This is a genomic window from Acinetobacter sp. CIP 102529, from assembly GCF_000368325.1.
GTDB lineage: Bacteria > Pseudomonadota > Gammaproteobacteria > Pseudomonadales > Moraxellaceae > Acinetobacter > Acinetobacter parvus.
On sequence record NZ_KB849355.1, the window covers coordinates 577,495 to 602,240 of the forward strand.

The 24,746-nt window shown below is 40.4% G+C and carries 28 protein-coding genes and 1 pseudogene; 24 read left to right on the forward strand and 5 right to left on the reverse strand.

Annotated features, from left to right (window positions below; genetic code table 11):
* The 19 genes and pseudogenes from F972_RS16585 to F972_RS08055 form a co-directional block, all read left to right on the forward strand.
* Positions 1–99: pseudogene (locus F972_RS16585) on the forward strand (hypothetical protein); the annotation flags it as partial.
* Between the two features lie 129 nt (positions 100–228).
* Entirely contained in the window at positions 229–441 is a 213-nt protein-coding gene (locus tag F972_RS16265) for a hypothetical protein (protein WP_004769496.1), read from the forward strand.
* Positions 442–555: 114 nt separating this feature from the next.
* Positions 556–834, forward strand: coding sequence for a hypothetical protein (locus F972_RS07975; protein WP_171062623.1), 279 nt, complete (start codon positions 556–558; stop codon positions 832–834).
* The gene (locus tag F972_RS07980; protein WP_004769498.1) at positions 831–1,046 is read left to right on the forward strand and encodes a hypothetical protein; all 216 of its coding nucleotides are present in this window, start codon (positions 831–833) and stop codon (positions 1,044–1,046) included. Before F972_RS07975 ends, F972_RS07980 begins: the two co-directional genes overlap by 4 nt.
* Positions 1,047–1,049: 3 nt before the next feature.
* The gene (locus tag F972_RS07985; protein WP_004769499.1) at positions 1,050–1,316 is read left to right on the forward strand and encodes a hypothetical protein; all 267 of its coding nucleotides are present in this window, start codon (positions 1,050–1,052) and stop codon (positions 1,314–1,316) included.
* Position 1,317: 1 nt separating this feature from the next.
* Positions 1,318–1,923 carry a Sak single strand annealing protein gene (locus tag F972_RS07990; protein ID WP_004769501.1) on the forward strand — a complete coding sequence of 202 codons (606 nt, stop codon included), beginning with the start codon at positions 1,318–1,320 and terminating at the stop codon, positions 1,921–1,923.
* Between the two features lie 58 nt (positions 1,924–1,981).
* Complete coding sequence (locus F972_RS07995; protein ID WP_004769502.1) at positions 1,982–2,209, forward strand: hypothetical protein; 228 nt, start codon at positions 1,982–1,984, stop codon at positions 2,207–2,209.
* The gene (locus tag F972_RS08000; RefSeq protein WP_004769503.1) at positions 2,209–2,472 is read left to right on the forward strand and encodes a hypothetical protein; all 264 of its coding nucleotides are present in this window, start codon (positions 2,209–2,211) and stop codon (positions 2,470–2,472) included. The genes F972_RS07995 and F972_RS08000 overlap by 1 nt, the downstream gene beginning before the upstream one ends.
* 9 nt (positions 2,473–2,481) lie before the next feature.
* Complete coding sequence (locus F972_RS08005) at positions 2,482–2,763, forward strand: hypothetical protein (RefSeq protein ID WP_004769505.1); 282 nt, start codon at positions 2,482–2,484, stop codon at positions 2,761–2,763.
* A complete protein-coding gene (locus F972_RS08010; protein WP_004769506.1) occupies positions 2,756–2,965 on the forward strand; it encodes a hypothetical protein in 210 nt (69 codons plus the stop codon). Before F972_RS08005 ends, F972_RS08010 begins: the two co-directional genes overlap by 8 nt.
* 55 nt (positions 2,966–3,020) lie before the next feature.
* A complete protein-coding gene (locus tag F972_RS08015) occupies positions 3,021–3,197 on the forward strand; it encodes a helix-turn-helix domain-containing protein (protein ID WP_004769507.1) in 177 nt (58 codons plus the stop codon).
* 280 nt (positions 3,198–3,477) lie between these two features.
* Positions 3,478–4,413 (forward strand): ABC transporter ATP-binding protein, encoded by a 936-nt coding sequence (locus F972_RS08020; protein WP_004682310.1) that lies wholly within the window; start codon positions 3,478–3,480, stop codon positions 4,411–4,413.
* Positions 4,410–5,183 carry an ABC transporter permease gene (locus tag F972_RS08025; RefSeq protein WP_004679673.1) on the forward strand — a complete coding sequence of 258 codons (774 nt, stop codon included), beginning with the start codon at positions 4,410–4,412 and terminating at the stop codon, positions 5,181–5,183. Before F972_RS08020 ends, F972_RS08025 begins: the two co-directional genes overlap by 4 nt.
* On the forward strand, positions 5,180–5,995 hold the full coding sequence (gene queF / locus F972_RS08030; RefSeq protein WP_004757862.1) for an NADPH-dependent 7-cyano-7-deazaguanine reductase QueF: 816 nt from the start codon (positions 5,180–5,182) through the stop codon (positions 5,993–5,995). Before F972_RS08025 ends, queF begins: the two co-directional genes overlap by 4 nt.
* Before the next feature lie 359 nt (positions 5,996–6,354).
* Positions 6,355–7,014, forward strand: coding sequence for a hypothetical protein (locus tag F972_RS08035; protein ID WP_004679678.1), 660 nt, complete (start codon positions 6,355–6,357; stop codon positions 7,012–7,014).
* A 246-nt stretch (positions 7,015–7,260) separates the two neighbouring features.
* Positions 7,261–8,403 carry a rod shape-determining protein RodA gene (gene rodA / locus F972_RS08040; protein WP_004682312.1) on the forward strand — a complete coding sequence of 381 codons (1,143 nt, stop codon included), beginning with the start codon at positions 7,261–7,263 and terminating at the stop codon, positions 8,401–8,403.
* A 20-nt stretch (positions 8,404–8,423) separates the two neighbouring features.
* Entirely contained in the window at positions 8,424–9,425 is a 1,002-nt protein-coding gene (mltB, locus tag F972_RS08045; protein WP_004682314.1) for a lytic murein transglycosylase B, read from the forward strand.
* Positions 9,426–9,712: 287 nt separating this feature from the next.
* Entirely contained in the window at positions 9,713–10,324 is a 612-nt protein-coding gene (locus tag F972_RS08050) for a septal ring lytic transglycosylase RlpA family protein (protein ID WP_004757860.1), read from the forward strand.
* Between the two features lie 181 nt (positions 10,325–10,505).
* Entirely contained in the window at positions 10,506–10,958 is a 453-nt protein-coding gene (locus F972_RS08055) for an Mpo1 family 2-hydroxy fatty acid dioxygenase (RefSeq protein ID WP_004682320.1), read from the forward strand.
* A 39-nt stretch (positions 10,959–10,997) separates the two neighbouring features.
* Here the strand turns inward: F972_RS08055 and F972_RS08060 are convergent, their stop codons facing one another.
* Both F972_RS08060 and sthA read right to left on the reverse strand, forming a co-directional pair.
* Positions 10,998–11,468 (reverse strand): DUF3465 domain-containing protein, encoded by a 471-nt coding sequence (locus F972_RS08060; protein ID WP_004682325.1) that lies wholly within the window; start codon positions 11,466–11,468, stop codon positions 10,998–11,000.
* Positions 11,469–11,548: 80 nt separating this feature from the next.
* On the reverse strand, positions 11,549–12,964 hold the full coding sequence (sthA, locus tag F972_RS08065; RefSeq protein ID WP_004757858.1) for a Si-specific NAD(P)(+) transhydrogenase: 1,416 nt from the start codon (positions 12,962–12,964) through the stop codon (positions 11,549–11,551).
* A gap of 185 nt (positions 12,965–13,149) precedes the next feature.
* On the opposite strand from sthA, the gene lipA reads away from it, so the two are divergent.
* Both lipA and F972_RS08075 read left to right on the forward strand, forming a co-directional pair.
* Entirely contained in the window at positions 13,150–14,163 is a 1,014-nt protein-coding gene (lipA, locus tag F972_RS08070) for a lipoyl synthase (protein ID WP_004769510.1), read from the forward strand.
* Between the two features lie 387 nt (positions 14,164–14,550).
* Entirely contained in the window at positions 14,551–16,254 is a 1,704-nt protein-coding gene (locus F972_RS08075) for a DUF4394 domain-containing protein (protein ID WP_004769511.1), read from the forward strand.
* Between the two features lie 80 nt (positions 16,255–16,334).
* Here F972_RS08075 and F972_RS08080 read toward each other — a convergent pair whose 3' ends face one another.
* The 3 genes from F972_RS08080 to hrpA are packed head-to-tail and all read right to left on the reverse strand — an operon-like array spanning position 16,335 to position 22,423.
* Positions 16,335–17,363: an IS701 family transposase gene (locus tag F972_RS08080; protein ID WP_081399038.1), complete on the reverse strand. Its 1,029-nt coding sequence runs from the start codon at positions 17,361–17,363 to the stop codon at positions 16,335–16,337.
* 19 nt (positions 17,364–17,382) lie between these two features.
* Positions 17,383–18,522 (reverse strand): beta-ketoacyl-ACP synthase III, encoded by a 1,140-nt coding sequence (locus tag F972_RS08085; RefSeq protein ID WP_004769512.1) that lies wholly within the window; start codon positions 18,520–18,522, stop codon positions 17,383–17,385.
* 46 nt (positions 18,523–18,568) lie between these two features.
* Positions 18,569–22,423 (reverse strand): ATP-dependent RNA helicase HrpA, encoded by a 3,855-nt coding sequence (gene hrpA, locus F972_RS08090; RefSeq protein WP_004769513.1) that lies wholly within the window; start codon positions 22,421–22,423, stop codon positions 18,569–18,571.
* Positions 22,424–22,609: 186 nt separating this feature from the next.
* Between hrpA and F972_RS15335 the strand changes: the two genes are divergently transcribed.
* The 3 genes from F972_RS15335 to F972_RS08100 all read left to right on the forward strand — a co-directional run.
* Positions 22,610–22,966 (forward strand): hypothetical protein, encoded by a 357-nt coding sequence (locus F972_RS15335; RefSeq protein ID WP_081399039.1) that lies wholly within the window; start codon positions 22,610–22,612, stop codon positions 22,964–22,966.
* A 507-nt stretch (positions 22,967–23,473) separates the two neighbouring features.
* Positions 23,474–24,007 (forward strand): glycine zipper domain-containing protein, encoded by a 534-nt coding sequence (locus F972_RS08095; RefSeq protein WP_004682336.1) that lies wholly within the window; start codon positions 23,474–23,476, stop codon positions 24,005–24,007.
* A gap of 118 nt (positions 24,008–24,125) precedes the next feature.
* Positions 24,126–24,746 (forward strand): IS701 family transposase (locus F972_RS08100; RefSeq protein ID WP_228127555.1); only part of this gene is annotated, 621 nt, incomplete at its 3' end.

The following is a 24,746-nucleotide window of genomic DNA, read 5'->3' on the forward strand; positions in this document are numbered from 1 at the left end:
AACACTGGCCACTGCAACACTGGCGACCGCAACACTGGCAACTGGAACACTGGCAACTGCAACACTGGCAACTGGAACACTGGCAACTGTAACACTGGCTACTTCAACACAAAAACACCAAAAACAATCAAGGCTTTCGGAAAGAAGTGTTTACGAGAGGATTGGGAGAATGCAAACAAACCAAACTGCTTATATTTCTCATTAACAGAGTGGGTTTATGAGTCTGATATGTCAGATGTCGAAAAACAAGAAAATCCAAGTTATTCGCACACTGGTGGTTATTTAAAGGCATTTGATTATAAAGAAGCTTTTACCAAATCAGTAACAGAAGCAAGCAAAGAAGATCGCGACTTAATCCGTGCATTACCGAATTTTAACGCTGATATTTTTCTTGAAATTTCAGGTGTGGATTTACGACTACTCGATACAAACGAAATCTAAATTTTAAAAGTCCCGAAATTTTGGTCGAGGACGGGACTTTCTCTCAAAGAGGATTTAAGTATGAACACAAAAACCAATTTGGTCAACAACGACCCTAAGCTGACGATTCAGCCAGTGAGTGAAGATCAATCAGATTTCATTGAGCTTTGTATTGCACGTCAAAACCAGAAGCACAAACAATTAATAGCAAATAAAGCTGCTATGGAAAAACAAAACGAGCAAGCAGCTTTCTATTTGGCTGTGCTTAAAGTTGGGATTTTATTTGGCTTGCTGGTCATTGCTTTGTGCATCGCTGCTCATGAGCAAGCAAATACTAAGGCCCAGCAGCAGATAGAGCAATTAGAAAAAGGCGAAGTCATTTCAATGAAAGCTCGTGTTGGGGGTGCGGAATGAACTTAGATACTTTCAGAAGTAATCTTCTAAAACGCTTAGAGTTGGCAGGCATTAAAGCAAATTTGCAAACAATCTCTGAATTTAGCATTCCTCACGACTGCCCTCCTAAACCTGAGCATTTGATGACTAAGTCGGTTGTTCAAAAACCTACTTATGTTGATCGAGTGGTTGATTCTCCGATCTATTCAAATAGCCGATACAAGGGGGATTAATTCATGAACGCAACTTCTCAATATTTCGAGCTTGCACAGCTTGAAGCGCAAGTAATGAATGCGGCTGCTGAATTGGCTGCACTATCAAATGATGAGTACATTATCGCTCTCAATGGAAACTGGATTAAGTGCATTTATGTCGGGCGTGGCACTGAAACCTTTGATCTTACGCTATCAGATAAATACACGGTTAATAATCGTGTCAGTCATGCACAAGACAATTTAAAGCGATTGATTGAAATCAAATGTGACTTGCTGGAGGGGAATTGAAATGAACGCACAAGCTGAACTAAAACAAGACTCAGAAGTTAAAAGCAATTTTTCTGTTTTAGCAGCCATAAATGTAAATGGTCATACTGAAAAAAAAGGGAAATTCACATATTTATCCTGGACTTTTGCAGTATCTGAGCTTCTCAAGCAAGACCCATTGGCAACTTGGGCATTTCGTGAACATGTGATTTTTCCAGACGGAACAATGATGGTTCATTGTGATGTAACGGCTTTTGGCAAAACAATGTATATGTTTCTGCCAGTGATCAACAACTCAAATAAAGCTATTCAGAATCCTAATGCAATGGAGGTTAATACCGCAATGATGCGCTGTTTAGTGAAAGGAATTGCCGTGCATGGTCTTGGTTTATATATCTATGCTGGAGAAGACCTCCCAGAAGAAGAAAAAGAGCAAATCCAACAGCAACAAGCTCAAGCCCAACAGCAAGCACAGCAAGAATATGAACAAGATTTAAAATCAATAGAGACTGCTGAGAACTTAGATTATTTAACCTTTATATCTAATAAATACAAAGGCACTCCTGTTCACATGACAATTCGCCAGGCGTGCAAAGCTAAATCAGATAAAGAAGGATGGTTAGCATGATCGAACTCAGACTTGGGATTTTAATTTTGGCTGTGCTTGCAGTCATGGTGGATGTGACATGGTGAAAACAGTTGTTAAGCCAAAGCATTTACTCGCTTTCAAGTTTTGGTTTTTGAAAATGAATTACGTTGTGAACGATTTGGCAGATGGCGGATTTACAGCAAAGATCAAGGCTAAAGAGTTCAAGAAAGGACATCGCTATGTTTTGGTTTCAGGTGACGGAACAGGAAACAAAGCAGCTTATGAACTAGGCAAAGAATTTGAAGAACATTTGAAGGTGGCGTGATGAAAAAAATAGATTTAACAAATTTTGAAGGAACGGCTGATCGGTTGGGCGAACAAGTATTTAAGCAATTAATCGCGCCAATGCTTGATGAAATGAAATCTCAAAATCCTGATTCAGCAAAGCTGTTTGCATTTTCTATTCTTTGGCTTGGTCTCGCTTCGTATGCAAATCAATTTGAACCAGAAGGAGCAAAGAAAAGCATTAATTTTACTGTTGATAAATTTATGTCGGCTTTCGACGAATTTAACAAAAGACCGAGTTGAGGTGGCGTGATGGATATTGAAAAAGAAAGAGAGGCGTTTGAAGAATTAATAGACATTGAAATAATTATCTCAGAAGGATTTAAATTTAATCCAAATATAAATCAGTATTACCACCCAGATCATACCAATCATAGGCTTAGTTATGCATATCTAATGGGGGCTTGGATGGTCTGGCAAGAGAAAGCCCAAGCGGTGCCTGGACAAATATGCGTTACTTATGAGCGACTGCAAGAATTGATTGAAATTGGTGTTAAAGCAGCACTGGAAGCACAGGAGCAAAGTCATGAATAAAATCGAAATTGATTGGCTCGACTCTTGCCCAAAATGTGATTGCTCAGAACATGTTGTTGAAACAATTGAAGGCACTAAAGATTATCTTTTTAGTGGTGACAAAGTTACATGTGGTGAGTGTGAGCATACTGGTGAAATAGACGCAGATGGTGAAACTGCTTGGGTGAATTGGGATGACCCACAGGAGCCAGCCAATGACTGAAATACAGCAAACAAACATTGCAGTTAATAAAATTCGTAAACGTGCGGAGGGGTGAATGCTATTAACAATTGATGAAGCCAGAAAAGTGCTTAAACTCTCTACCGCTACTATATATAGACACTTTAAAACTGGAGAGTTTAAAAAGGTGAAATTAGGAGGATCTACTAGAGTAGAACTTCCGCCTGAAATAGCAGAAAAATATAAGGAACAAATACTAGCCCTCACAAATTGAGGGCTTTGCTTTATAATATAAATTTCAAATACTTAAAATTATATCTAGTTAATATTTTTGCGGTAATTTTTGCGGTAAAAGAAAAATATTTAAATAATAATAAATTTAATTTCAGAAACTTAAATAAAAATTCCTGAGCGCGCTGAGCGCACCATCTTCTTAAGATACTTCCCTTTCTGTGATCGTTCTGTTTTTAACACGCCATAAACCTGTTTTTCCACTTGGTTTATTCTTTTATATCGCTCAAAATACGCATTCTATTAAATAACGTGAGACGTTCATGACTGATGCTTTGGTGTTGAGCGATTTGTCCAAAACTTATCGTAATGGTTTTCAGGCATTAAAAGGTATTGATTTAACTGTGCCTGAGGGTGAATTTTATGCACTACTGGGTCCAAATGGTGCAGGTAAATCAACCACAATCAGTATCATCAGTTCCTTAACCAAAAAGACATCGGGTTCGGTTGAAATCTTTGGGCATAACCTTGATACCCACCCCTCACATGCCAAACAATGTCTTGGTGTCGTCCCACAAGAGTTTAACTTTGGTCAGTTTGAAAAAACCTTTGATATTCTGGTGACCCAGGCGGGTTATTACGGTATTCCGAAAAAACTGGCTGAACAACGTGCCGAACATTATTTAGAAAAACTGGGGTTATGGGAAAAACGTAATATCCAGTCACGCATGCTGTCTGGCGGGATGAAACGCCGCCTAATGATCGCCCGTGCCATGATGCATGAACCCAAACTCTTGATTTTGGACGAACCAACTGCGGGTGTGGATATTGAGCTACGCCGTTCCATGTGGGATTTCCTCACTGAAATGAATGAGAAAGGCACTTCAATCATCCTGACGACACACTATCTGGAAGAAGCAGAAATGCTGTGCCGTCGTATTGCCATCATTGACCGTGGTGTGATTAAGGAAGATACCAGTATGAAAGGTTTCCTTAATCAGTTGAACGAAGAATCCTTTATTTTCGATCTAGCACGACCGATTGAGCATTTACAACTCGATATTATCGGGTTCAAGTTTAATCTGGTCGATCCTGTGACTTTGGAAGTGACCATGGACAAGGCGCATAACATGAATGACCTGTTCCTGATCCTGCAATCACAGAATATTCAGGTCAACAGTATGCGCAATAAATCCAATCGTCTGGAAGAATTGTTCGTGAAAATGGTCGAGAAGAATCTTGCGGGAGCGAATCAATGAACTTCAATCAGCTTAAAACCGCACTCTGGACTTTGGTTGTTAAAGAAATTCGCCGTTTTATGCGGATTTGGCCACAAACCTTGCTGCCACCTGCCATCACCATGAGTTTATACTTTGTGATTTTCGGCAACCTGGTCGGCTCACGTATTGGTGAAATGGGTGGCTTTAGCTATATGCAGTTCATTGTGCCAGGCCTGATTATGATGGCTGTGATTACCAACAGCTATGCCAACGTCTCATCAAGTTTCTTTAGTGCAAAATTTCAAAAAAGTATTGAAGAACTGATCATGAGCCCTGTGCCCTTACACCTGATTCTTTGGGGTTATGTGATTGGCGGTGTAAGCCGTGGTGTGCTGGTTGGCTTGATTGTAACCCTAATGAGCCTGTTCTTTACCCATCTGGAAATTTACAATTTATTTGTGACGGTCTACACCGTCATCATTACTTCGTTGTTATTTTCACTTGGTGGTTTTATCAATGCCGTTTATGCCAAGTCATTTGATGATATTTCGATTATCCCGACTTTTGTATTGACCCCGCTCACCTATCTGGGTGGTGTCTTTTATGCGATTAGCGCGTTAAGCCCATTTTGGCAAAACCTGTCTTTAATCAATCCAATTGTCTATATGGTCAATGCGTTCCGTTACGGTATTTTAGGACACAGTGATGTCAATGTATCCTTTTCATTGAGCATCGTGACACTATGCTGCGTTGCCCTCTATGCAATTGCCTATCATTTATTAGCTCGTGGTTCAGGAATGCGTGAATGAGTGTTGAACTTTCCTTGTTGGGCAAAGACACCCAATACCCAACTCAATATCAGCCAGAGGTTTTGTTTCCAATTGCCCGCGCTGATTCCCGTCAACAATATGCACATATTGACGGCATTAGTCAGGGTAAGGATTGGTGGCATGTCTTTGAAATTTCATGGTTAAACCAGCTCGGTTTGCCACAGGTGGCGATTGGCCGCATCACCCTGCCAGCCAGCTCCCCCAACCTGATTGAATCAAAGTCGCTCAAGCTATATTTCAACAGCCTGAACTTTACCCAATTTCAGTCAAGAGAAACATTTATTGAAACAGTGGAACGTGACTTGTCTCAGGCTGCTGGTGCAAAGATTGAGCTACAACTGTTTCAGGTCGATGACTTGGCCATTTCCAAACCGACAGGCATCTGTATTGATGAGCTGATTCCTGAACGCCTGTCTGAACACCCAGACTCAAGCTTGCTGCAACTCGACTCAAGCAGTCAGGATCATGTTGAAATTGAACTGTATTCACATCTTTTAAGAAGCAACTGCCCTGTGACAGGCCAACCTGACTGGGGCACGGTTTTTATTCGTCTGCAAGGCAAAAGACCTTGTTATCGCAGTATGTTAGCCTATATTATCTCTTACCGTCAGCATAATGGTTTCCATGAGCAATGTGTTGAGCAAATATTTGCGGATATTTGGCAACTGCTTCAACCAGAAAAGCTGATGGTTTATGCAACCTATACACGCCGCGGGGGGCTGGATATTAACCCATGCCGTGTATCGGATTTGTCATGGATGCCCGAGCCAATTCGTCTGGCACGACAATAAAACGATTGACATCCTCCCCGACCTAAAGGACGGGGATTCCTACTGCTAGATGGCAATGTCCTGCCACGAAACAGATACTATAGTTCTCTGCTTCTTATTCCAATGTAGTCCTACCTTTCGGATTGCAAAGAGTGCACGGATTACAATGGGGAAAACTGTTTTTTTCGTGTTGTATCAGTCTGCTGACTAAAAATATACAACGTAATTATCATAGCACATGGATTACTAGATTCAAATGTTTTTAGCAATCCTAGCTAATCCCCACAAGGGGGACTAGCGGATTGCAGCCTTATATCCTCGGGCTAAACCCCGAGGTTTTACGGCTATTCGGATAAATTTGATATAGAGGACGTTCTTCAATGACCAGTTATTTCGGTATTCTTCCATCAGCAGGTTTGAGTCAGGATATTAAACTTGCACAAGCCAACCGTGACAGTAAAGAACCACAATATCCGTTGCGTGACAAAATTTCTCTACAGTTGACTGATGAATTATTAGATAACATGCTGATTAAGCTGGTTCAAAAGTTTCCGCCAAGTGATAAGCGTGACACCACCGAGAAACTTGCAATCAAAATCCGTGGCATTGTTGAGACTTTACTTAAGCAATTATTAGGCAAGGCATCGAACGAGCAGGTTCTTGAATCGTTGTCGTTTATGGAAAAAAGCCTGTTTACTGACAATGATGGTCAACAACGTATTGGTACGGTTCTACCTGATACGCTGGTCGCTGACATGAAAAAAAGCTTTGCAGAAGTCGCTGCTGGAAATGGCAAGGCACAACGTGATGCATTAACCCAGCAATTTAAAACTTTTGCTGATGCATTGACTCACCACTTCATGACCGAATTTAACAAAACGCTGGGTCTGGGCATGATGAAACGCGGTGTTGCGAGCGTTGCAACCAGTGGTGTCGAAACAGCCGTTCACATTGTGATCAACAAGCTCATCCCAGGTTTAAGCCAAGGTGAACTTGAAGTATTTGCAAAACATTTTGATCAGTTATTGGTTCAAAAGTAATTCAGCAAATGATGCAAAAGCGATGGTCATGAAACCATCGCTTTTTATTGGGCGTATGCACTACAGCCCTACTCATCTATTAGGTTGATTTATAGCATTTTATGGTATAAATCCTATGAACAAATGTATTGCCATTTCATTCTATAGATTGAATGCTTATAAATGTCACATTTTCTAAATTTGCACGCTCTAAATCCGCATTTATGTTAGCATTCGCCAAGCATTGATTTCCCGATCTACACTCGCATGGCACCTAGTTCCCAGTATAAATTTCTACGTCAAGCGCCGCGTGACGGCTTGAGCACAGCAACCCAGTTATCCCGTTGGCAACAACTGCATATCGACCCCTGGCTTTGCCTGTTTCTTGTGCTGAATGCCCTGCTGGGATTGACCGTTTTATATAGTGCTTCTGCTCAGGATGTCGGCTTGGTTAGCAAGCAGGCCATGAGTTTTGGCATTGGCTTTGTGGTCATGTTCAGTCTGGCACAGATTCCTCCCAAGGTTTATCAGGCATTCTCACCCTACTTTTATATCTTTGCTGTGCTGTCGCTGCTTGCAGTGGTGATTTTTGGTGAAGTGCGTATGGGGGCACAACGCTGGATTGATATTCCTGGTTTCGGTAGCGTCCAGCCCAGCGAATTTATGAAAATTGGCATGCCGATGATGATTGCATGGTTCCTGTCGCGCAAGGTACTACCACCCAGCTTTTCTCAGGTAATTCTGTCTCTGGTTTTGATTGTCATTCCATTTTTGCTGATTGCTGAGCAGCCCGACTTGGGAACTTCATTACTGGTTCTTGCCAGCGGAATTTTTGTTCTGTTTCTAAGTGGCCTGTCATGGCGATTGATTGCGGCGGCAGCGGGTGCTGTGGCCGTGATCATCCCAATTGCATGGGAGTTTTTACTGCATGACTATCAGCGTCAGCGCGTCTTAACCCTTTTTAACCCTGAAGCGGACGCTTTAGGGACAGGCTGGAACATCATCCAGTCAAAAACAGCGATTGGATCAGGCGGGTTCTCAGGCAAGGGCTTTCTGGAGGGAACACAATCCCATCTGCACTTTCTGCCAGAAGGGCATACCGACTTTATTATTGCGGCCTATTCCGAAGAATTTGGCCTGATTGGGGTCAGCCTACTGATTCTGCTCTATTGCGCCATTATTTTCAGAACGTTCCAGATAGGCCTGCAAAGCTTCCATAACTATGGTCGTCTGGTCGCGGGCGCATTTGGTTTGTCCTTTTTTGTTTATGTATTTGTAAACGCTGGCATGGTCAGTGGTATTTTACCTGTAGTGGGTGTGCCTTTGCCGTTTATGAGCTATGGTGGCACTGCAATTATTACCCTTATGTCAACATTTGGACTGGTGATGTCTATTCATACACATCGATAATGAGGAACGATATAAACATTATGTTTCATCAAACTTTAAATAAAACTTTTAAACTTGTTACCTTGAGTGCCAGCCTATTTTTGAGTAGTAACTGGGCGCAGGCAAATGAATTTTTCACTCATCCCAATTATTTTGCATTTAAACAAAAGGCCATGAACACTTATGGCCTGAGCAGTGAGCAGGTAGATGCCGCCATGAGTGGGGCACGCAACCTGCCCAATATCCTGAATATCATGACCCGTCCTGGTGAAAGCAAGCCCTGGTATGAATATCGCTCAATGTTTCTGGTTGAGGGCACTATTCAACGTGGCGCTCGCTTTAAAAGCCAGTATGAAGATGCCCTGAATCGCGCAGAACAGCAGTTTGGTGTGCCTAAGTCGGTCATTCTGGGAATCTTAGGCGTAGAAACAGGTTATGGCGCCAATAAAGGCTCTTTCATCACACGGGATGCGCTTGCAACACTGGCCTTTGGATACCCACGTCGGGCAGACTATTTTGGTGATGAATTGGCAGCACTGATTGCATGGACATATAAGGAAAGCTACCCAACTAATAGCATCGTCGGTTCGTATGCGGGTGCAATCGGCTATCCACAATTCATGCCAAGCAACATTCAAAAGTTAGGCGTTGACTATGATGGAAATGGCCATATTGATCTAAGGAATTCAGCCGTTGATGCAATCGGTTCAATTGCGAACTATTTGGCCCAACATGGCTGGCAACGGGATCGTCCAATTGGCTTCCCCGCCCGCTATCTTGGCAACAATCCAGACAGCATTATTGCCAAGGATTTAACCCTGCCAACTCCGTATGGAGAGCTGAAAAGACTGGGTATTGCGCCTATTGACCCGTTGGTAAAAATAGATGATCTTGATTTAGTAAATGTTATTCAATTACAAGACCAATTTGGACCTATTTATTACATCACCTATCCAAATTTCCAAGTAATCACGACTTATAATAAGAGTCGAATGTATGCCACAGCGGTGTGGTTATTAGGCACTGAAGTCGCAGGAAGATAACCCGATTTTTTAAACAAAATCTGAAAGTCAATAAATTTATGGTTCAAAAAGGGTGTTAAATAATCAAATTTCATATTTTGTTACAATATTGATTATTTTTTAATCTAAAACTGTAAGTTTTTACCCTTTTTGTAACTATTTATCGTTAAAGACTAGACACACTTCGTAAGCGCTGAATATTATCCACCCAAGAAAAGTAATTGCAAAAGTGAATAATTAGACATGTGCACTGTATTTCAATGCTGTTTTGTTGAGATAGAAAAGCATGTTCTCTAGGAGTTTATACAATGCAGTTTTCGCTGAAATATATTCTAGCGCTGACGGCAGGCTTAAGTTTAAGCCCGTTACATGCTGAAATGGTACAATCATCATCATTAACAAATGATGTTGAAGGTTCTAATTTAGCAGCCCGCGTTTTGAGCAAAGATTCTCAAAATTTTAATTCTCGTTTTTCTAACGTCAATAGTCTTTCAATCACTGAGAGTTATGGTGACAAAGTACGTCGCCAAACAATTGCTGCTAAAATTGATATCCCTGAAGAAGAGCCTTCAGTGATTGAAAAACTTAACACTGTTGCGTCTAATACCGTACGTAAGTTTAGCCAAACTGGCGTAGCATCATGGTATGGTCGTCAATTTCATGGTCGTAAGACTGCAAGCGGTGAAACATTCGACATGAATGGTTTAACTGCTGCTCATCGTAGCCTGCCATTGAACTGTTACATTCGTGTGACCAATAAAGACAACGGTAAAAGCGTTGTAGTTAAGGTTAACGATCGTGGTCCATTCCATGGTAACCGTGTATTAGATTTATCTTATGGCGCAGCTAAGCAACTCGGTGTTACCAATGCCGGCACTGCGAAAGTAAGTATAGAACGCGTTGATGGTCCAAATTCTTAATTCAGGTTCATCAATTCGATAAAAAGCCACCTTGTGTGGCTTTTTATGTTTTAGGTTTCCAAAATTTTTATTTTCTTTAATTAGAGACATCATTTCCTTATCATTCCCAAGAATCATTTTGACCCTCTCGCTTTTCTTCGGTATATTCAAAAAAACATAGTCGCATAGCAAGGAGAGCGCTGTGAAATCAATTACTGAATGGTTTGATGAATATAGTGACAGCCATCAAGACCAAACCAATAAAAAAATTCACTGGGTCTGCGTTCCAGCCATTCTTTTTTCAATCATTGGGATTCTTGCTCACTTTAGCACGCTACTCACCGCCCTGCTGCTTGTACTGACCCTGGTCTTTTATGCCCGTCTGGATATTGTACTGGCAGTGGCAATGGCCGCGCTATTGGCAGTCATGGCATGGCTGATTGTAATTCTGCCTGTAGGGGTAGGTTTTTATATTGGCGTTTTTGTGGTTGCCTGGATTGGACAGTTTTATGGGCACAAAGTAGAGGGCAAAAAGCCATCATTCTTCAAGGACCTGCAATTCCTTCTGATTGGCCCAGTATGGTGCATGGACGCTTATCTGGCTAAAGTCCTACCTAAATGGAAATCTCGTCAAAAATTGGCGCTTACAAGCTGATTTAGCGCATGTTAGGTTCATCAGGATTCAAGGAAGATGTCATTGATACATTCTTCCTTGATATTTTAGCCATCCATCAATGTGTTTTCCTTGAGGATCATGGTGAGTCCAGTGAATCACACCACCTTTTTGGTTGTACTCATATTCACCATAAAACTCAACTTTATCGCCTTTTTTAAGTCCCTCAATTTTTGGTGCCAAATCAATGTTGTGGGCAATCAACACAGTCAATCCGTTCTCAAGTTGTAAAATCATTTTTTGATGTTTTGAACCTTGATCGTCATCTGGCAAAATTGCTTTTATTGTTCCCTGGGCTTGAACCTGAATATTACTTCGTTGCTGTTGATATGCCTGCATGATCTTCTGTTGATCATCTATGACTAAATTGGTAGAAGGTGGCAGAGCTGAGCCATTGGTTGTATTTTGTTTTTGCTTGAAATCCAATCCCAAATAAGCAGCAATAAGAAAAACCATCACGATGACAATTAAATTATTTTTTTGAGTTTTCATATCCACCTTTTTATCAAACACACCATAGCAAAATGCCAATCATATTGATTGGCATTTTGATCATACAATGTCTATGTCGCTTAGAATAGACGATTCATACCATTTAACGCAGCCACACGATAGGCTTCCGCCATCGTTGGATAGTTAAATGTTGTTTCAACAAAATACTTCAGGGTATTGTCTGGACTATGCATAACCACCTGCCCAATGTGGATAATCTCTGCTGCATTATTACCAAAGCAGTGAATACCCAAGACTTCCAAAGTATCGCGGTGGAATAGAATCTTTAATTCACCTACCGTATCACCCGTAATCTGTGCACGGGCCAAGTGACGGAAAGATGCCTGCCCTACTTCATAAGGGACTTTCTCATCGGTAAGCTGTTGTTCAGTCTTACCAATCGATGAAATTTCTGGAATGGTATAAATTCCTGTTGGGACATCCTTGATCGGTTTAACGTTCTTCTCGCCCACCATATTCGCCCCAGCACAGCGTCCCTGGTCGTATGCAGCCGATGCCAACGATGGCCAGCCAATGACATCACCCGCAGCATAAATATTATCAACTTCGGTTTGATATTGGTCATTCACCGTGAGCTGACCACGACTATTCGGCACTAAACCAACATTTTCCAAGCCTAAACCATCGGTATTCCCCGAACGTCCGTTACACCACAAAATCGCATCGGCTTTAATTTTTTTACCGCTTTGCAAATGCAGCACCACATGATCATCAAAAGTTTCTAAATGATCTATTTGTTCATTATGGCGAATCAGGACCCCTTGCTCACGCAAGTGGTAAGACAATGCATCGGCGATTTCATCATCCAGATAGCTTAAAAGTTTATGCTGGGTATTAATCAAGTCAACTTTATGGTCCAGCCCAATGAAAATGGAGGCATATTCACAGCCAATCACCCCTGCACCATAGATAATGATTTTATGGATTGCATAATCCAGATCAAGGATCTTATCTGAATCAAACACACGGGGATGGTTAAAGTCTAATTCTTTCGGTTGATATGGACGGCTACCTGTTGCGATCACGATTTGTTTACAGATAATGCTATCCTTAATGCCATCCTGACCAAAAATCAGGACGGTGTTTTTATCCTGAATATAGGCACGACCATGAAAGACCTCAATTTTGTTGCGGTCATAAAAACGGGTATGTGTATCGACTTGCTGCTGAATCACTTTATGCGCATTACGCAGCACCTGTTTCATGGTGAACTGTTTCCATTCACCTACTTTTTGAAACATTGGATCACGCTGATAACGGATAATACTGGAAACCGTTTGACGTAATGCTTTACTCGGAATTGTTCCCACGTGTGCACAGTTACCACCGAGTTGATCACGAACATCAACAATTGCAACACGTTTACCTGCTTTTGCAAGCTTCATTGCCGCGCCTTCACCCGCAGGGCCAGAACCGAGAACAACTGCATCAAACTTCACAATATTCCCACCAATGACCTCTTTCTTACGTGGCATTCAAAGCTCCTTTCATTGTTGCTGTTACTTCTAAATATATGATAACTAATATGCGGCGAATTAATGTATTTCTCAACCATATATTTTAAATATTGACATTTTCAAAATGAATACCTGTTTCTACTACAAACTTGACTATAATAATGCAGTCTTGATCGGTTCAATAATTAAGGGAAAAGTGAAATATGTCTGAACACCGTAAACCTGAACAGGGCGTAAAACTTCGTGGCGCGGAAAAAGTCGCTAGAATTCCTGTAAAGGTGATTCCTACGGTTGAAGTCCCACGTAAGCCAGACTGGATTCGTGTCAAGATGGCCGCACCAGAAGAGGTTCAGCGTATTAAAACTACGCTGCGTGCACAAAAATTGCATACCGTGTGTGAAGAAGCGGCCTGTCCGAATTTGCCAGAATGTTTTGGTGGTGGTACAGCAACCTTTATGATCATGGGCGACATCTGTACCCGACGTTGTCCTTTTTGTGACGTTGCACATGGTCGACCAAATGCGCTTGACCCTGAAGAACCACGTCACATGGCAGAAACCATTGCCAACTTAGGTTTGAAATATGCCGTCATTACTTCGGTGGATCGGGATGACCTACTCGATGGCGGCGCGCAACATTTTGTGGATTGTATTAAAGAAGCTCGCGCTTTGAGTCCAAAAACTTTATTAGAAATTTTAGTTCCTGATTTCCGTGGTCGTATGGATATTGCCTTACGCATCATGACAGAATGTCCACCCGATGTTTTCAATCATAATATTGAAACCGTGCCACGCTTATACAAAGCCATGCGTCCAGGTTCAGACTATCAGCATTCGTTAACGCTACTAAAAATGTTTAAGGAATACTGCCCTGATGTCCCGACCAAATGTGGTTTGATGGTTGGGATTGGTGAAACTAAAGAGGAAGTGCTTGCATTACTGGATGATCTGCGTGCGCACGATGTGGACTATGTCACGATTGGACAATATTTACAGCCGTCCAAACAACATGCGCCAATTGATCGTTTTGTGACACCAGAAGAATTTGAGCGCTACGCAGAACATGGTCGTAAATTAGGCTTCAGAAACATTTGGTCTGCGCCAATGGTTCGTTCAAGTTACTTTGCCGACCGACAGTATCGTGGTGAACCTGTGCCTGCGGTACGCCGTAAAGTTGACCCTGCCAAGAAAATTGCAGTACAAACTGTAGAAGCTTAATCAAGTTTGTATAAATTAAAAAAGGGAACAATCATGTTCTCTTTTTTAATTTTTGATATGAGATAATCCAATTTTAAAAAATAATTTCTGTGAACTAACTAACGTTTCTTAACGAGCGTGAATTCCTCGTGAATAATTACCAATCGACACGCTACTACCAAAAAATCACTTAAAAACATTAATTTACTTTACACCCTAGTCCGCATAACCTGATTGGAGTAGAAGTGAATTTTAAAAAATTGTGATTTGTATTTTTAAACTTAATACATCCATCTTTTTTGGAATTTCCTCCGAACAAAAAATGAATATCAAGAAGCTTTGTCAATTTAAACCGTTAATTGGAAGAAGACTTCTTATTATAAATAACTTTGAGATCAGGATAGACACATGAATAAGAAAATTACAGCTTTGACTGTTACTGCATTAGCAAGCTTTGCATTGTTAGGTTGTAATAGTGATTCAGACAACGATGCCGAGTCGTCAAATGTGAATACTGGCGATACTTTAATTCTAACTGCCAATGGAATGATTAGTTCAGTCGATAGATCAATGCCTGACAAGCTTGTGTCTAACCGCAAGATTAAAGGATTAATGTCTGGGGATGAACTGGTAGGTATTGATTACCGCCCTAAAGATGGAAAACTTTATGCTGTTGGTCTACAGGGGAACTTATATACTTTAAATCCAAACAATGGCGAAGCAAGTTTCCTGAGAAAACTCATCGCCGACCCGAGCGATAACGCAGATGGAAATGCATCTTTCACACAAATTATGGGTGATGCCAACCTTATCACTGTTAATTTTAACCCTGCTGCAGATCGCCTACGTGTAATTTCTAACACAGGACAAAACTTGCGTATCAATGTTGATACTGGTGCAACCATTACAGATGGCACGATTAATTTAGCCACAGGTAGTGCAGCAGTTGTTGCAGGTGCTTATACCAATGCCTTTGCTGGCACAGGTTCAACCAAACTATATAGCATTGACCAAAATTCTGATCGCATTTATCTTCAAAATGCGAACGCAGGTACATTAGGTAATTCTACGGCTTTGGGTGCAGACATTAATACAAACGGCGGTGGCGGTTTTGATATAGACCCTGTCAGCAATGTAGGTTTTGCCGCACTCAAACTCGCATCAGGCAATTATAAATTTTTTAAACTTAATCTAGCTAATGTCGGCACCTCAAGCGATGCTGTTTTTGAATCACATGACCTGAATAATAGTTTTAATAGCATGGGGATTCGTGGCATTGCATTAAAACGTTCAACCGATGCCACAGCTCAAGGCTATGGTTTAACAGCAAACAATAAACTGCTTAGCTTCGCTATTACTAATCCAAATACTGTAACTGAAAAGAGCCTCACTGGATTGCTTGTAGATGAGAAATTTATCGGTATTGACTATCGTTTTAGAACCTCAACTGACAATTCTGGCAAGCTATATGGATTAACCAATAAAGGGAATTTGTATACGATCAATACAGACACTGGTTTAGCAAGCCTCATCACTGCACTCAAACCAGCTACTGGCAGCACTTTCACAAACCTAGATGGTACAAGTTTCGCAGTTGATTTCAACCCTACAGCAGATCGACTCCGCGTAATCAGCAATACTGGACAGAACTTAAGAATTAACGTCGATACTGGCGATACTATAAAAGATGGCGATATTAACGGAATTTCTGAGGCTAAAGTCACTGCAGCAGCATATACCAATAGTTTCGCTACACCTATCGCGATGTTAGCTACAGAACTATTTGATCTTGATCAAACAGGCAAAACTCTCACTAAACAGAATCCACCAAACGCGGGCACATTAAATCTTATCGGTAATTTAGGAATCAACTTAGGTATAGACAATGGCTTTGATATTGCTGGTGGTGACAATGGCTTAGCTTTAGCGACTGTGGCAGGTGAAACTGGACCATCTGTACTTTATCGAGTCGACTTAAATAGCGATACAACAATTACAACACCTAGAGCACGTTTAGCTATCAGTGTAGATGGAACACCAAATTTAGCAGCTTCAACTATTGGTGCTAACACAACTCCACAAGTCATCGACCTAGCGATCTTACTTAAATAAGCTAAAATCAAAAAAACCGCATCATTGATGCGGTTTTTTATTTTTGCCTATAAATTTTAAGCAATAGGACTTACGCACTGTTATTTATAGACTCTCTGTGGTAGCAGATGATTTTTATCGAGAATAAAGTCATCAATGAAGTTTTTGATCATTGGTCTAAATAATTTCTTCTGCCAATGATATACATTTTCAAAGATCCCCTCAAACTGGTTCTTTTGTATCTCGACGTAGGCCATCAAGGCTGAAAAAATATGATTCAAAATCAGTTTAGATCGTCTTACTTGAAACTTTTCAATATGACAAACCTGTTTAATCACTCGGTGATATTGTTCTATTTTCCAATGACTTGAATGTAATTCATGAAAACCCTCAAAGGACAATAAATCATCTTCATCTTGATGCACAATATAAAACCTCTGCTGTTCTTTTAACTGAGTCTTAAATAATTGTACAAAGCCAAAATCTTTGAGCCAGACCACTTGACCCTGATGGAAATCTGGCAATAAACGCAGTTGAAACCATTGTCCTTTTTCTGGGGAAACCTTACGGTTACAGTCGATACCAAACATAAATCGAATACCATGTTTTCTTATGGTTTTTAGATTTGCAGTCGATGAATACCAACTATCACCTGTAATAAATTGAATCTTTGCACCCCAACTAAGTACTTCACTTAACATATCCATAAAGTAATCATTCTTGGTTTTACCCTCAGATTTGTCATAAATTCGGAAATTAATTGGAATATTTTGACCATTCTGATCTGTCGCATACAAGGTAATGAGATTAATACCCTTGACGGATCGGTGGTGTTTGCCTGACCAAAAATAGCTAACTAAGTCCATATGTTGACTATATGGTTTATCTAAAACAGTATCATCAATACTGACTATAAGTTTATTATTATCAATATGTTGAATTGCTTCTTGATATAGGTCGTGAGGTGTGTAGTCTTCACGCTCTAGAAAGCGATTTACACTATCATGCGAGATATTATAAGTCTCGGCAAGTTGTGTGCAGCTAATAGAGTTCGGTTCTGTCATGAGAAAGCCCATATAAATGGGTAATGTACAAGTTGCTGTAGAAGCATGTTTAGTTCGTCTGATCACAGATACTTTATAAACTATTTTAATACTTTTTTGAATCCGTCAATGCGTAAGTCCTAGCAATATGTTTTTGTACAATAATTGAACCTACAGAATAACCCGCACCGAATGATGAGATCACAGCATACTCACCGTCATCGACCTGCTCGCCAGTACGATGCATCGCAATAATCACACCTGCCGAAGATGTATTAGCAAACTCATCCAAAATAATTGGTGCACGATCTAAATCAGCATCTTTACCAACAACGAGTTTTAAAATTAACTCATTCATATTGGCATTCGCTTGATGTAACCAAAAGCGTTTAACTTGTTCAGGAGTTAATTCAAGTTTTTCTAACTGTGCAGTAATGATTTTTGCAACCAATGGGCAAACTTCTTTAAACACTTTACGTCCATCTTGACGGAACAATTTGTCATCAACCACAGCATCTTCACTGCGGTTTAAGAAACCAAAGTTATTACGAATATTATTTGAGAACTGAGTAAACAAATGAATATCCAGGATTTCATAACCAGATTTAGTTTCAGTTTCTTCGATAATTGAAGCCGTTGCAACATCACCGAAAATGAAATGTGCATCACGGGTACGGTAGTCTAAATGACCTGACGTGATTTCTACATTCAATAATAATACACGACGCGCACCACATTTCACGGCATCATAGGCTTGCTTTAAGCCAAAAGTTGCAGCGGAACAAGCTACATTCATGTCATAAGCATAACCTTGGATACCCAAAGCTGATTGAATTTCAATTGCCACAGCTGGGTAGGCACGTTGCATATTTGAACAAGCCAAGATGACAACATCAATGTCTTCTGCGGTCACGCCTGCATTTTCCATTGCCTGTTTAGCAGCAATCACGCCCCACTCCGCTTGAAGTGAAAGTTCATCATTGCTACGCTCTTGTAAACGTGGGCGTAAACGTGCTGGATCAAGTATCCCTGATTTCTCAACTACATAACGGCTTTTGATACCCGATGCTTTTTCAATAAATTCAGGGCTTGAGCCACGTAAGGCTTCAATTTCGCCTGCTTCAATCTGAGCGGCATGATCTTGATTATATTGTTCTACATAAGCATTTAAACTTTCAACCAACTCTTCATTGGAAATAGATTCGGTCGGGTGGAATAAACCTGTACCTGTTATACGGATGCCCATGTAAAACTCCTGTAAAGAATGGTTCTAGCTTTCATCATCGCTCAGTTTAACCGATTGCTAATCGATCCCATAGTTTTTGCAATCTAGTTGGTGAAATAGGCAGCTTTGTTTTCATCGGTTGAGAAAACAAGGAAATTCTAAGTTCTTCCAACATCAAATACAATTCTTTGATTTTAGGATCATTTTTAAATTTAAATACTTTGTCCATCCATGGATCGACATCATCAATTGCAGCGAGGTCACGTTGTAGATTATTGGGCAATCGGTCTAAACGCAATAGCAACGCTTTCAAATAACGTGGGTATTCCTGCCAAATCTCGGCAGATCGGCTATAAACAAAGTCTGCCAATGACATTAAATCAAGTTGGTCTTCAATGTCATCCACACTTCGACCAAAGATATCCTGATCTAAAACCAATAACTCGCAACGAATTTGCTGCCATTGAGTAAAAATATCAGTAATATCAATTAAAACTTTTTGACCATCTGCCAAAAATTGCTTTTTCACATCAACGATTAGCTGATTAAATTCCGCTGTATTTTTAGGCAAAGTTTTTATTGAAACTTGTAAGGTTGCATAAACCAGCATTTGTTCCAACTTCGCCCGATCACCTAAAGGCGAATATGCCAAAGCTAATGGTTTGGAAATCTGTTTTTTCAACTGACGGATTAAATCACCCAACTGCATATGCACAAGACGAATAATCCCCTCACGATGTTGCTTGATGGCTTCATCTTGATCATTAAAAGTTTGAATCACCACACCCGATTCATCTTTGGCATCCAATTCAGCAAAGGCTTTTGTAGGAACAAGTGCCTGATATTGCTTGACAATAACACCTGTGACTTTTTGGGAAGCCTCAAACACAAAATTTTCAGGAAAAGTCTGGAACTCACCCTTTTGCTGTTTCACAGGGCGATGCGTTTCAACACGACAACGCGCTTTGAGTTCATCTAAATCACGTCCTTGCGCAATGAGTTTGCCTTTTTCATCCACAACTTTAATAAAAGGTACAAGATATTGATCAATTCGTTCAAAAGAAAAATCTTTTTCAGTAATCTGCTCACCACGCAGAGCAAAAGCTAAATAACTAAATAAGTGCTCACGTAAATGTACTGCATCAACACCTTGCATCAGTTTTTTCGCAGTATCTGGAATCGGGACTAAATTACGACGTTTGTCTTTAGGCAACGCCTTGAGCAAAGCCTCTATTAAATCCTGACGCCACCCAGGAATCCCCCATGACCATTGCTTTTCATCGACCTGTGGCAAAGCCTGCACAGGAATTTTAACTGTTGCACCATCTTCATCATGGCTTGGATCAAAACGATAACTCGCAACTAAACGCAATTGTCCATTATGTAAATAATCTGGGAATTGCTGCGTGGTTGGCCGATCATTCATCCACAACGCATCATCTTCAACAAACAGATAACGCGGATTTTCTGTTTCTACTGTTGCTCGCCAATCCTCAAAACTACGGCGGCTAGCAATTTCCTCTGGCACTTTTTCAGCATAAAATTGATAAATAGTTTCTTCATCGACCACCAAATCACGACGACGCAATTTATCTTCAACACGTTCAACTTCTTCAAGCTTCAATAAATTATGCTTTAAAAACGGTGGCGTAATACCCAAATTACCAGTCGTTAAGGCATCCCGTAAAAAGATTTCATGTGCCGCGGCTTGATCAACTTTCTCAAAATTCACCATACGTTTTGGTTCAATAATTAAACCAAACAATGAAATTTGCGCATAGGCATTCACAATACCCGCTTTTTTCGACCAATGCGGTTCAAAATAGTGATACTTCAATAAATCACGTGCCGCCAACAAAATCCATTCTGGATCAATTTTGGCTAAGGTTCTCAAATACACTTGAGAGGTTTCCACCATCTCAAAAGCCATCACCCAGGCGGTATTGGTCTTATGCAGCGTACTGGCAGGAAATACTTTGGCTTTTTGCTGGCGTACCGCCATAAAGGTGTTACGTTCATCGGTTTTATTGGCGATAAATGACAGTAAACCCGTTAACAAAGCACGATGTAAATTTTCATAATTGGCTGCCTTTTCATTAAAGCTCAACTTTAATCCTTCAGCCAACTCAACTAATTGCTGATGGGTTTGCTTCCATTCCCGTAAACGCAACCAACTCAAAAAATGTTGACGCGCAAATTGACGGCGCTTGTTTTCAGACTGCGTATCAGGACTGGTTTGCAGCGTATTCCAGAGTTTTAAATAGAATAAAAAGTCTGAATCTGCTTCTTTGAATAAAGCATGCTTCTGATCAGCCTGCATTTGCTTATCGGCAGGTCGTTCTCGTGGATCTTGAATCGCCAAGGCACTGACAATAATCAATGTTTCTTTCAGCACACCAAAATGAGCGCCACCAATCAGCATACGAGCTAATCGTGGATCAATCGGCATGCGTGCCATCATTTGACCGACTTTAGTTAAATCATTCTTACGTTCGCTTAATGCACCCAACTCAATCAAAAGCTTGCGCCCATCATTCACCAAACGGAAATCAGGTGGCTCAATAAAGTCAAAATCTTCTAAACCACCTAAACCAAGACTTTGCATTTGTAAAATTACAGAAGCCAAGTTCGTCCGTTTGATCTCTGGTTCGGTAAACTCAGGACGACTTAAAAAATCTTCTTCACTGTATAGACGAATACACACACCCGCAGCAATACGACCACAACGACCTTTACGCTGATTGGCTGCTGCCTGTGAAATCGCTTCAATCGGTAAGCGTTGCACACGTGAACGGTAGTTATAACGTGAAATACGAGCAAAACCGCTATCGATCACATAACGGATATTAGGAACGGTTAATGCTGTTTCAGCAACGTTGGTTGCAATAATGATACGGCGACCTTTACCGCTTGGACTGAAAATCTTTTGCTGCTCGGCGAGTGCCAAACGTGCATACAAAGGCAACACTTCAGTATGACGAGGACCATATTTTTGCAGCGTTTCTTGTAATTCTCGGATTTCTTGCTCAGTGCTGGCAAAAATCAAGATATCAGCATGTTCTGGATGCCCTTTACCCTCAGCATCAGCAAAACACTCTTCGACCGCTTGTACAACAGCACGCGGTAGATTTTCTTCAAAATCATCAAACTCATCATCATCACTGCCAACAATACTCAGCTCAGAGATCGGACGATAACGCACTTCTACAGGGAAGCTGCGCCCTTCTACTTCAAAAATCGGTGCATCATTGAAGTATTGGCTAAAACGATTTACATCTAACGTTGCTGAGGTGACGATAACTTTTAAATCTGGGCGCTTGGGTAAAAGTTGCTTGAGATAGCCCATGATAAAGTCAATGTTGAGGGAGCGTTCATGTGCCTCATCAATAATGATGGTGTCGTATTTTGAAAGAAATCGGTCATTGGTCAGCTCAGCCAACAAAATACCATCAGTCATCAAACGCACGATAGAATCCTGCGATCCCTGCTCATTAAAACGGATTTTAAAGCCAATCGCCTCGCCCAGTTTCTGCCCAACTTCTTCTGCAATACGTTGTGAGACACTGCGAGCAGCTAAACGTCGCGGCTGAGTATGCCCAATCATTCCCGTAAGACCACGACCTGCAAGCATAGCAATTTGTGGTAACTGCGTGGTTTTACCCGAACCCGTTTCACCCGCCACAATAATGACCTGATGCTTTTGAATCGCTTCGATCAAGCGATCTGCATACTGAGTAACAGGTAAATCCTGATTGAGCTTGATCTTGGGAAGACGAGCAAGACGTTGCTTGACTTTGTGGTTAGACTGTTCAAACAGTTTTTCGATTTCTGCTGGTTGTGTTTTTTTATCTTTGCGCAGTCGATTTAAACGGTGACGGTCACGTGCCATAACCCATTGATCTACATTTAAATGAATCTGCACTGAACAGCTTTCCTAGAAAATAAACTAATCGGCTATTTTACGCCTTAAAGTGTTGCTATGCAAAGTGACCACATTTGGTTCTTTTCAAAAACATGCAATATCCAATTGATGCATATGGGTACTTTTGCATTTTCTTATCTTTAAACTGAGTACAATATATAGCAATTAGCAAAATATAAGCTACACTTGGATTTATTTGAGATTTTACCCATACCTAAAATATATTCTGTAAATTTACGTGAAAAAGTCATGAAACATTATCATGATACTCACCATAAATCGCAAACTTGTCATTTTTTAGAAATACTCAAACGAGTTGATCCATCAGATATCTATTATATGGATGAAGCTGGCATGAGTTGCAATGAAGTCGCCCAAATGGGATGGTCAAAGAAAGGTACAAGATGTCATGCCACCCGTTCAGGTCTATCTTCCAGACCTATGAGCTTTATTGGTACTATATCTTTGGCAGAAAAACTAAATTTATCATGCCTATACTATTTGAAAGCTGTTGTAATCGTAGTGTATTTGAAAGTTGGTTAACTTCATTCGGATAATCATTTGGGAAGTCAAAACCGATGAAAGACCGTATTATCATTTTAGATAACGCGACTTTTCACAAAGGTGAAGAAATTGAAAATTATGATGCCCTAGTGCTTGGTTTTAAATCAATATAGCTTATATAGTAGGGTTTGCTATAGCTTAACTAGAGCAAAATATGACTTATAAATAAGCTTTTAGTTGTTCAAACAAGTGGGACCACCTCTATTCATTTGAAAATTATATTGTGGAATAACCCTTAGAGATAGAACTGTGCAAAAAAGCCGCTTGCATATACATTTAGTTGCCATTATTAAATGTCAACCGACCCTAATATTTCAATATATTTTTTTTGTTACTAAACACTATAAATTTTAACTTCTAATAAAATATTAGGCCTTTTTTTTAACAAAATCCTATTTTATTGTGGAATAGACAATTTAAACATCACTGAAGATTTTATTAAGAATGTAACTCTTACGGTGATTATCCATTTTAAGGAGAATAGAAATGACACATGCAGATGATTTTGATCGTGAGCAAATTAAAAATGCTCCAGATGAAGTTAAAAAAGAGTTGAATGCCGATCCAATTACTGGAGAGCCTGGTTCGCATCCTGTAGGAACAGGCCTGGGTGCAGCAGGTGGAGCAGCGGCAGGCGCTGCTGTAGGTAGTGTTGGTGGGCCATTGGGTACATTGGTTGGTGGAGCAGTTGGTGCTGTCGTGGGTGGTTTGGCAGGTAGTGCGGTTGGTGAAGCGATTGATCCAACGGTTGAAGATGCCTATTGGCGTGAAAACTACATTAATCAGCCTTACTATGGTACAACCAAGGCAAATTATCCAGACCTGAATTATGAACGGGATTACCAGCAGGCGTATCGTTTAGGTTATGACAATGATGCAATTTATGATCCTGATGTGGCATTTGAAGAGATTGAGCCAGAGCTAAAAGTCAATTGGGAAAAATCAAGAGCTGAATCACGCTTGTCTTGGGATGAGGCAAAACTTGCTTCCCGTGATGCCTGGAATCGTAATCGTAAATAACCAGATTAACTTATTCTGAAAAAAGAAAAGCCTTTTATTAAGGCTTTTCTTTTTTATATTTTCTAGGACTTACGCATTGACGGATTCAAAAAAGTATTAAAATAGTTTTAAAGTATCTGTGATCAGACGAACTAAACATGCTTCTACAGCAACTTGTACATTACCCATTTATATGGGCTTTCTCATGACAGAACCGAACTCTATTCGCTGCACACAACTTGCTGAGACTTATAATATCTCGCATGATAGTGTAAATCGCTTTCTGGAGCGTGAAGACTACACAACTCACGACCTATATCAAGAAGCAATTCAACATATTGATAATAATGAACTTATAATCAGTATTGATGATACTGTTTTAGATAAACCATATAGTCAACATATGGACTTGGTTAGCTATTTTTGGTCAGGCAAACACCACCGATCCGTCAAGGGTATTAATCTCATTACCTTGTATGCGACAGATCAAAATGGTCAAAATATTCCAATTAATTTCCGAATTTATGACAAATCTGAGGGTAAAACCAAGAATGATTACTTTATGGATATGTTAAGTGAAGTACTCAGTTGGGGTGCAAAGATTCAATTTATTACAGGTGATAGTTGGTATTCATCGACTGGAAATCTAAAAACCATAAGAAAACATGGTATTCGATTTATGTTTGGTATCGACTGTAACCGTAAGGTTTCCCCAGAAAAAGGACAATGGTTTCAACTGCGTTTATTGCCAGATTTCCAT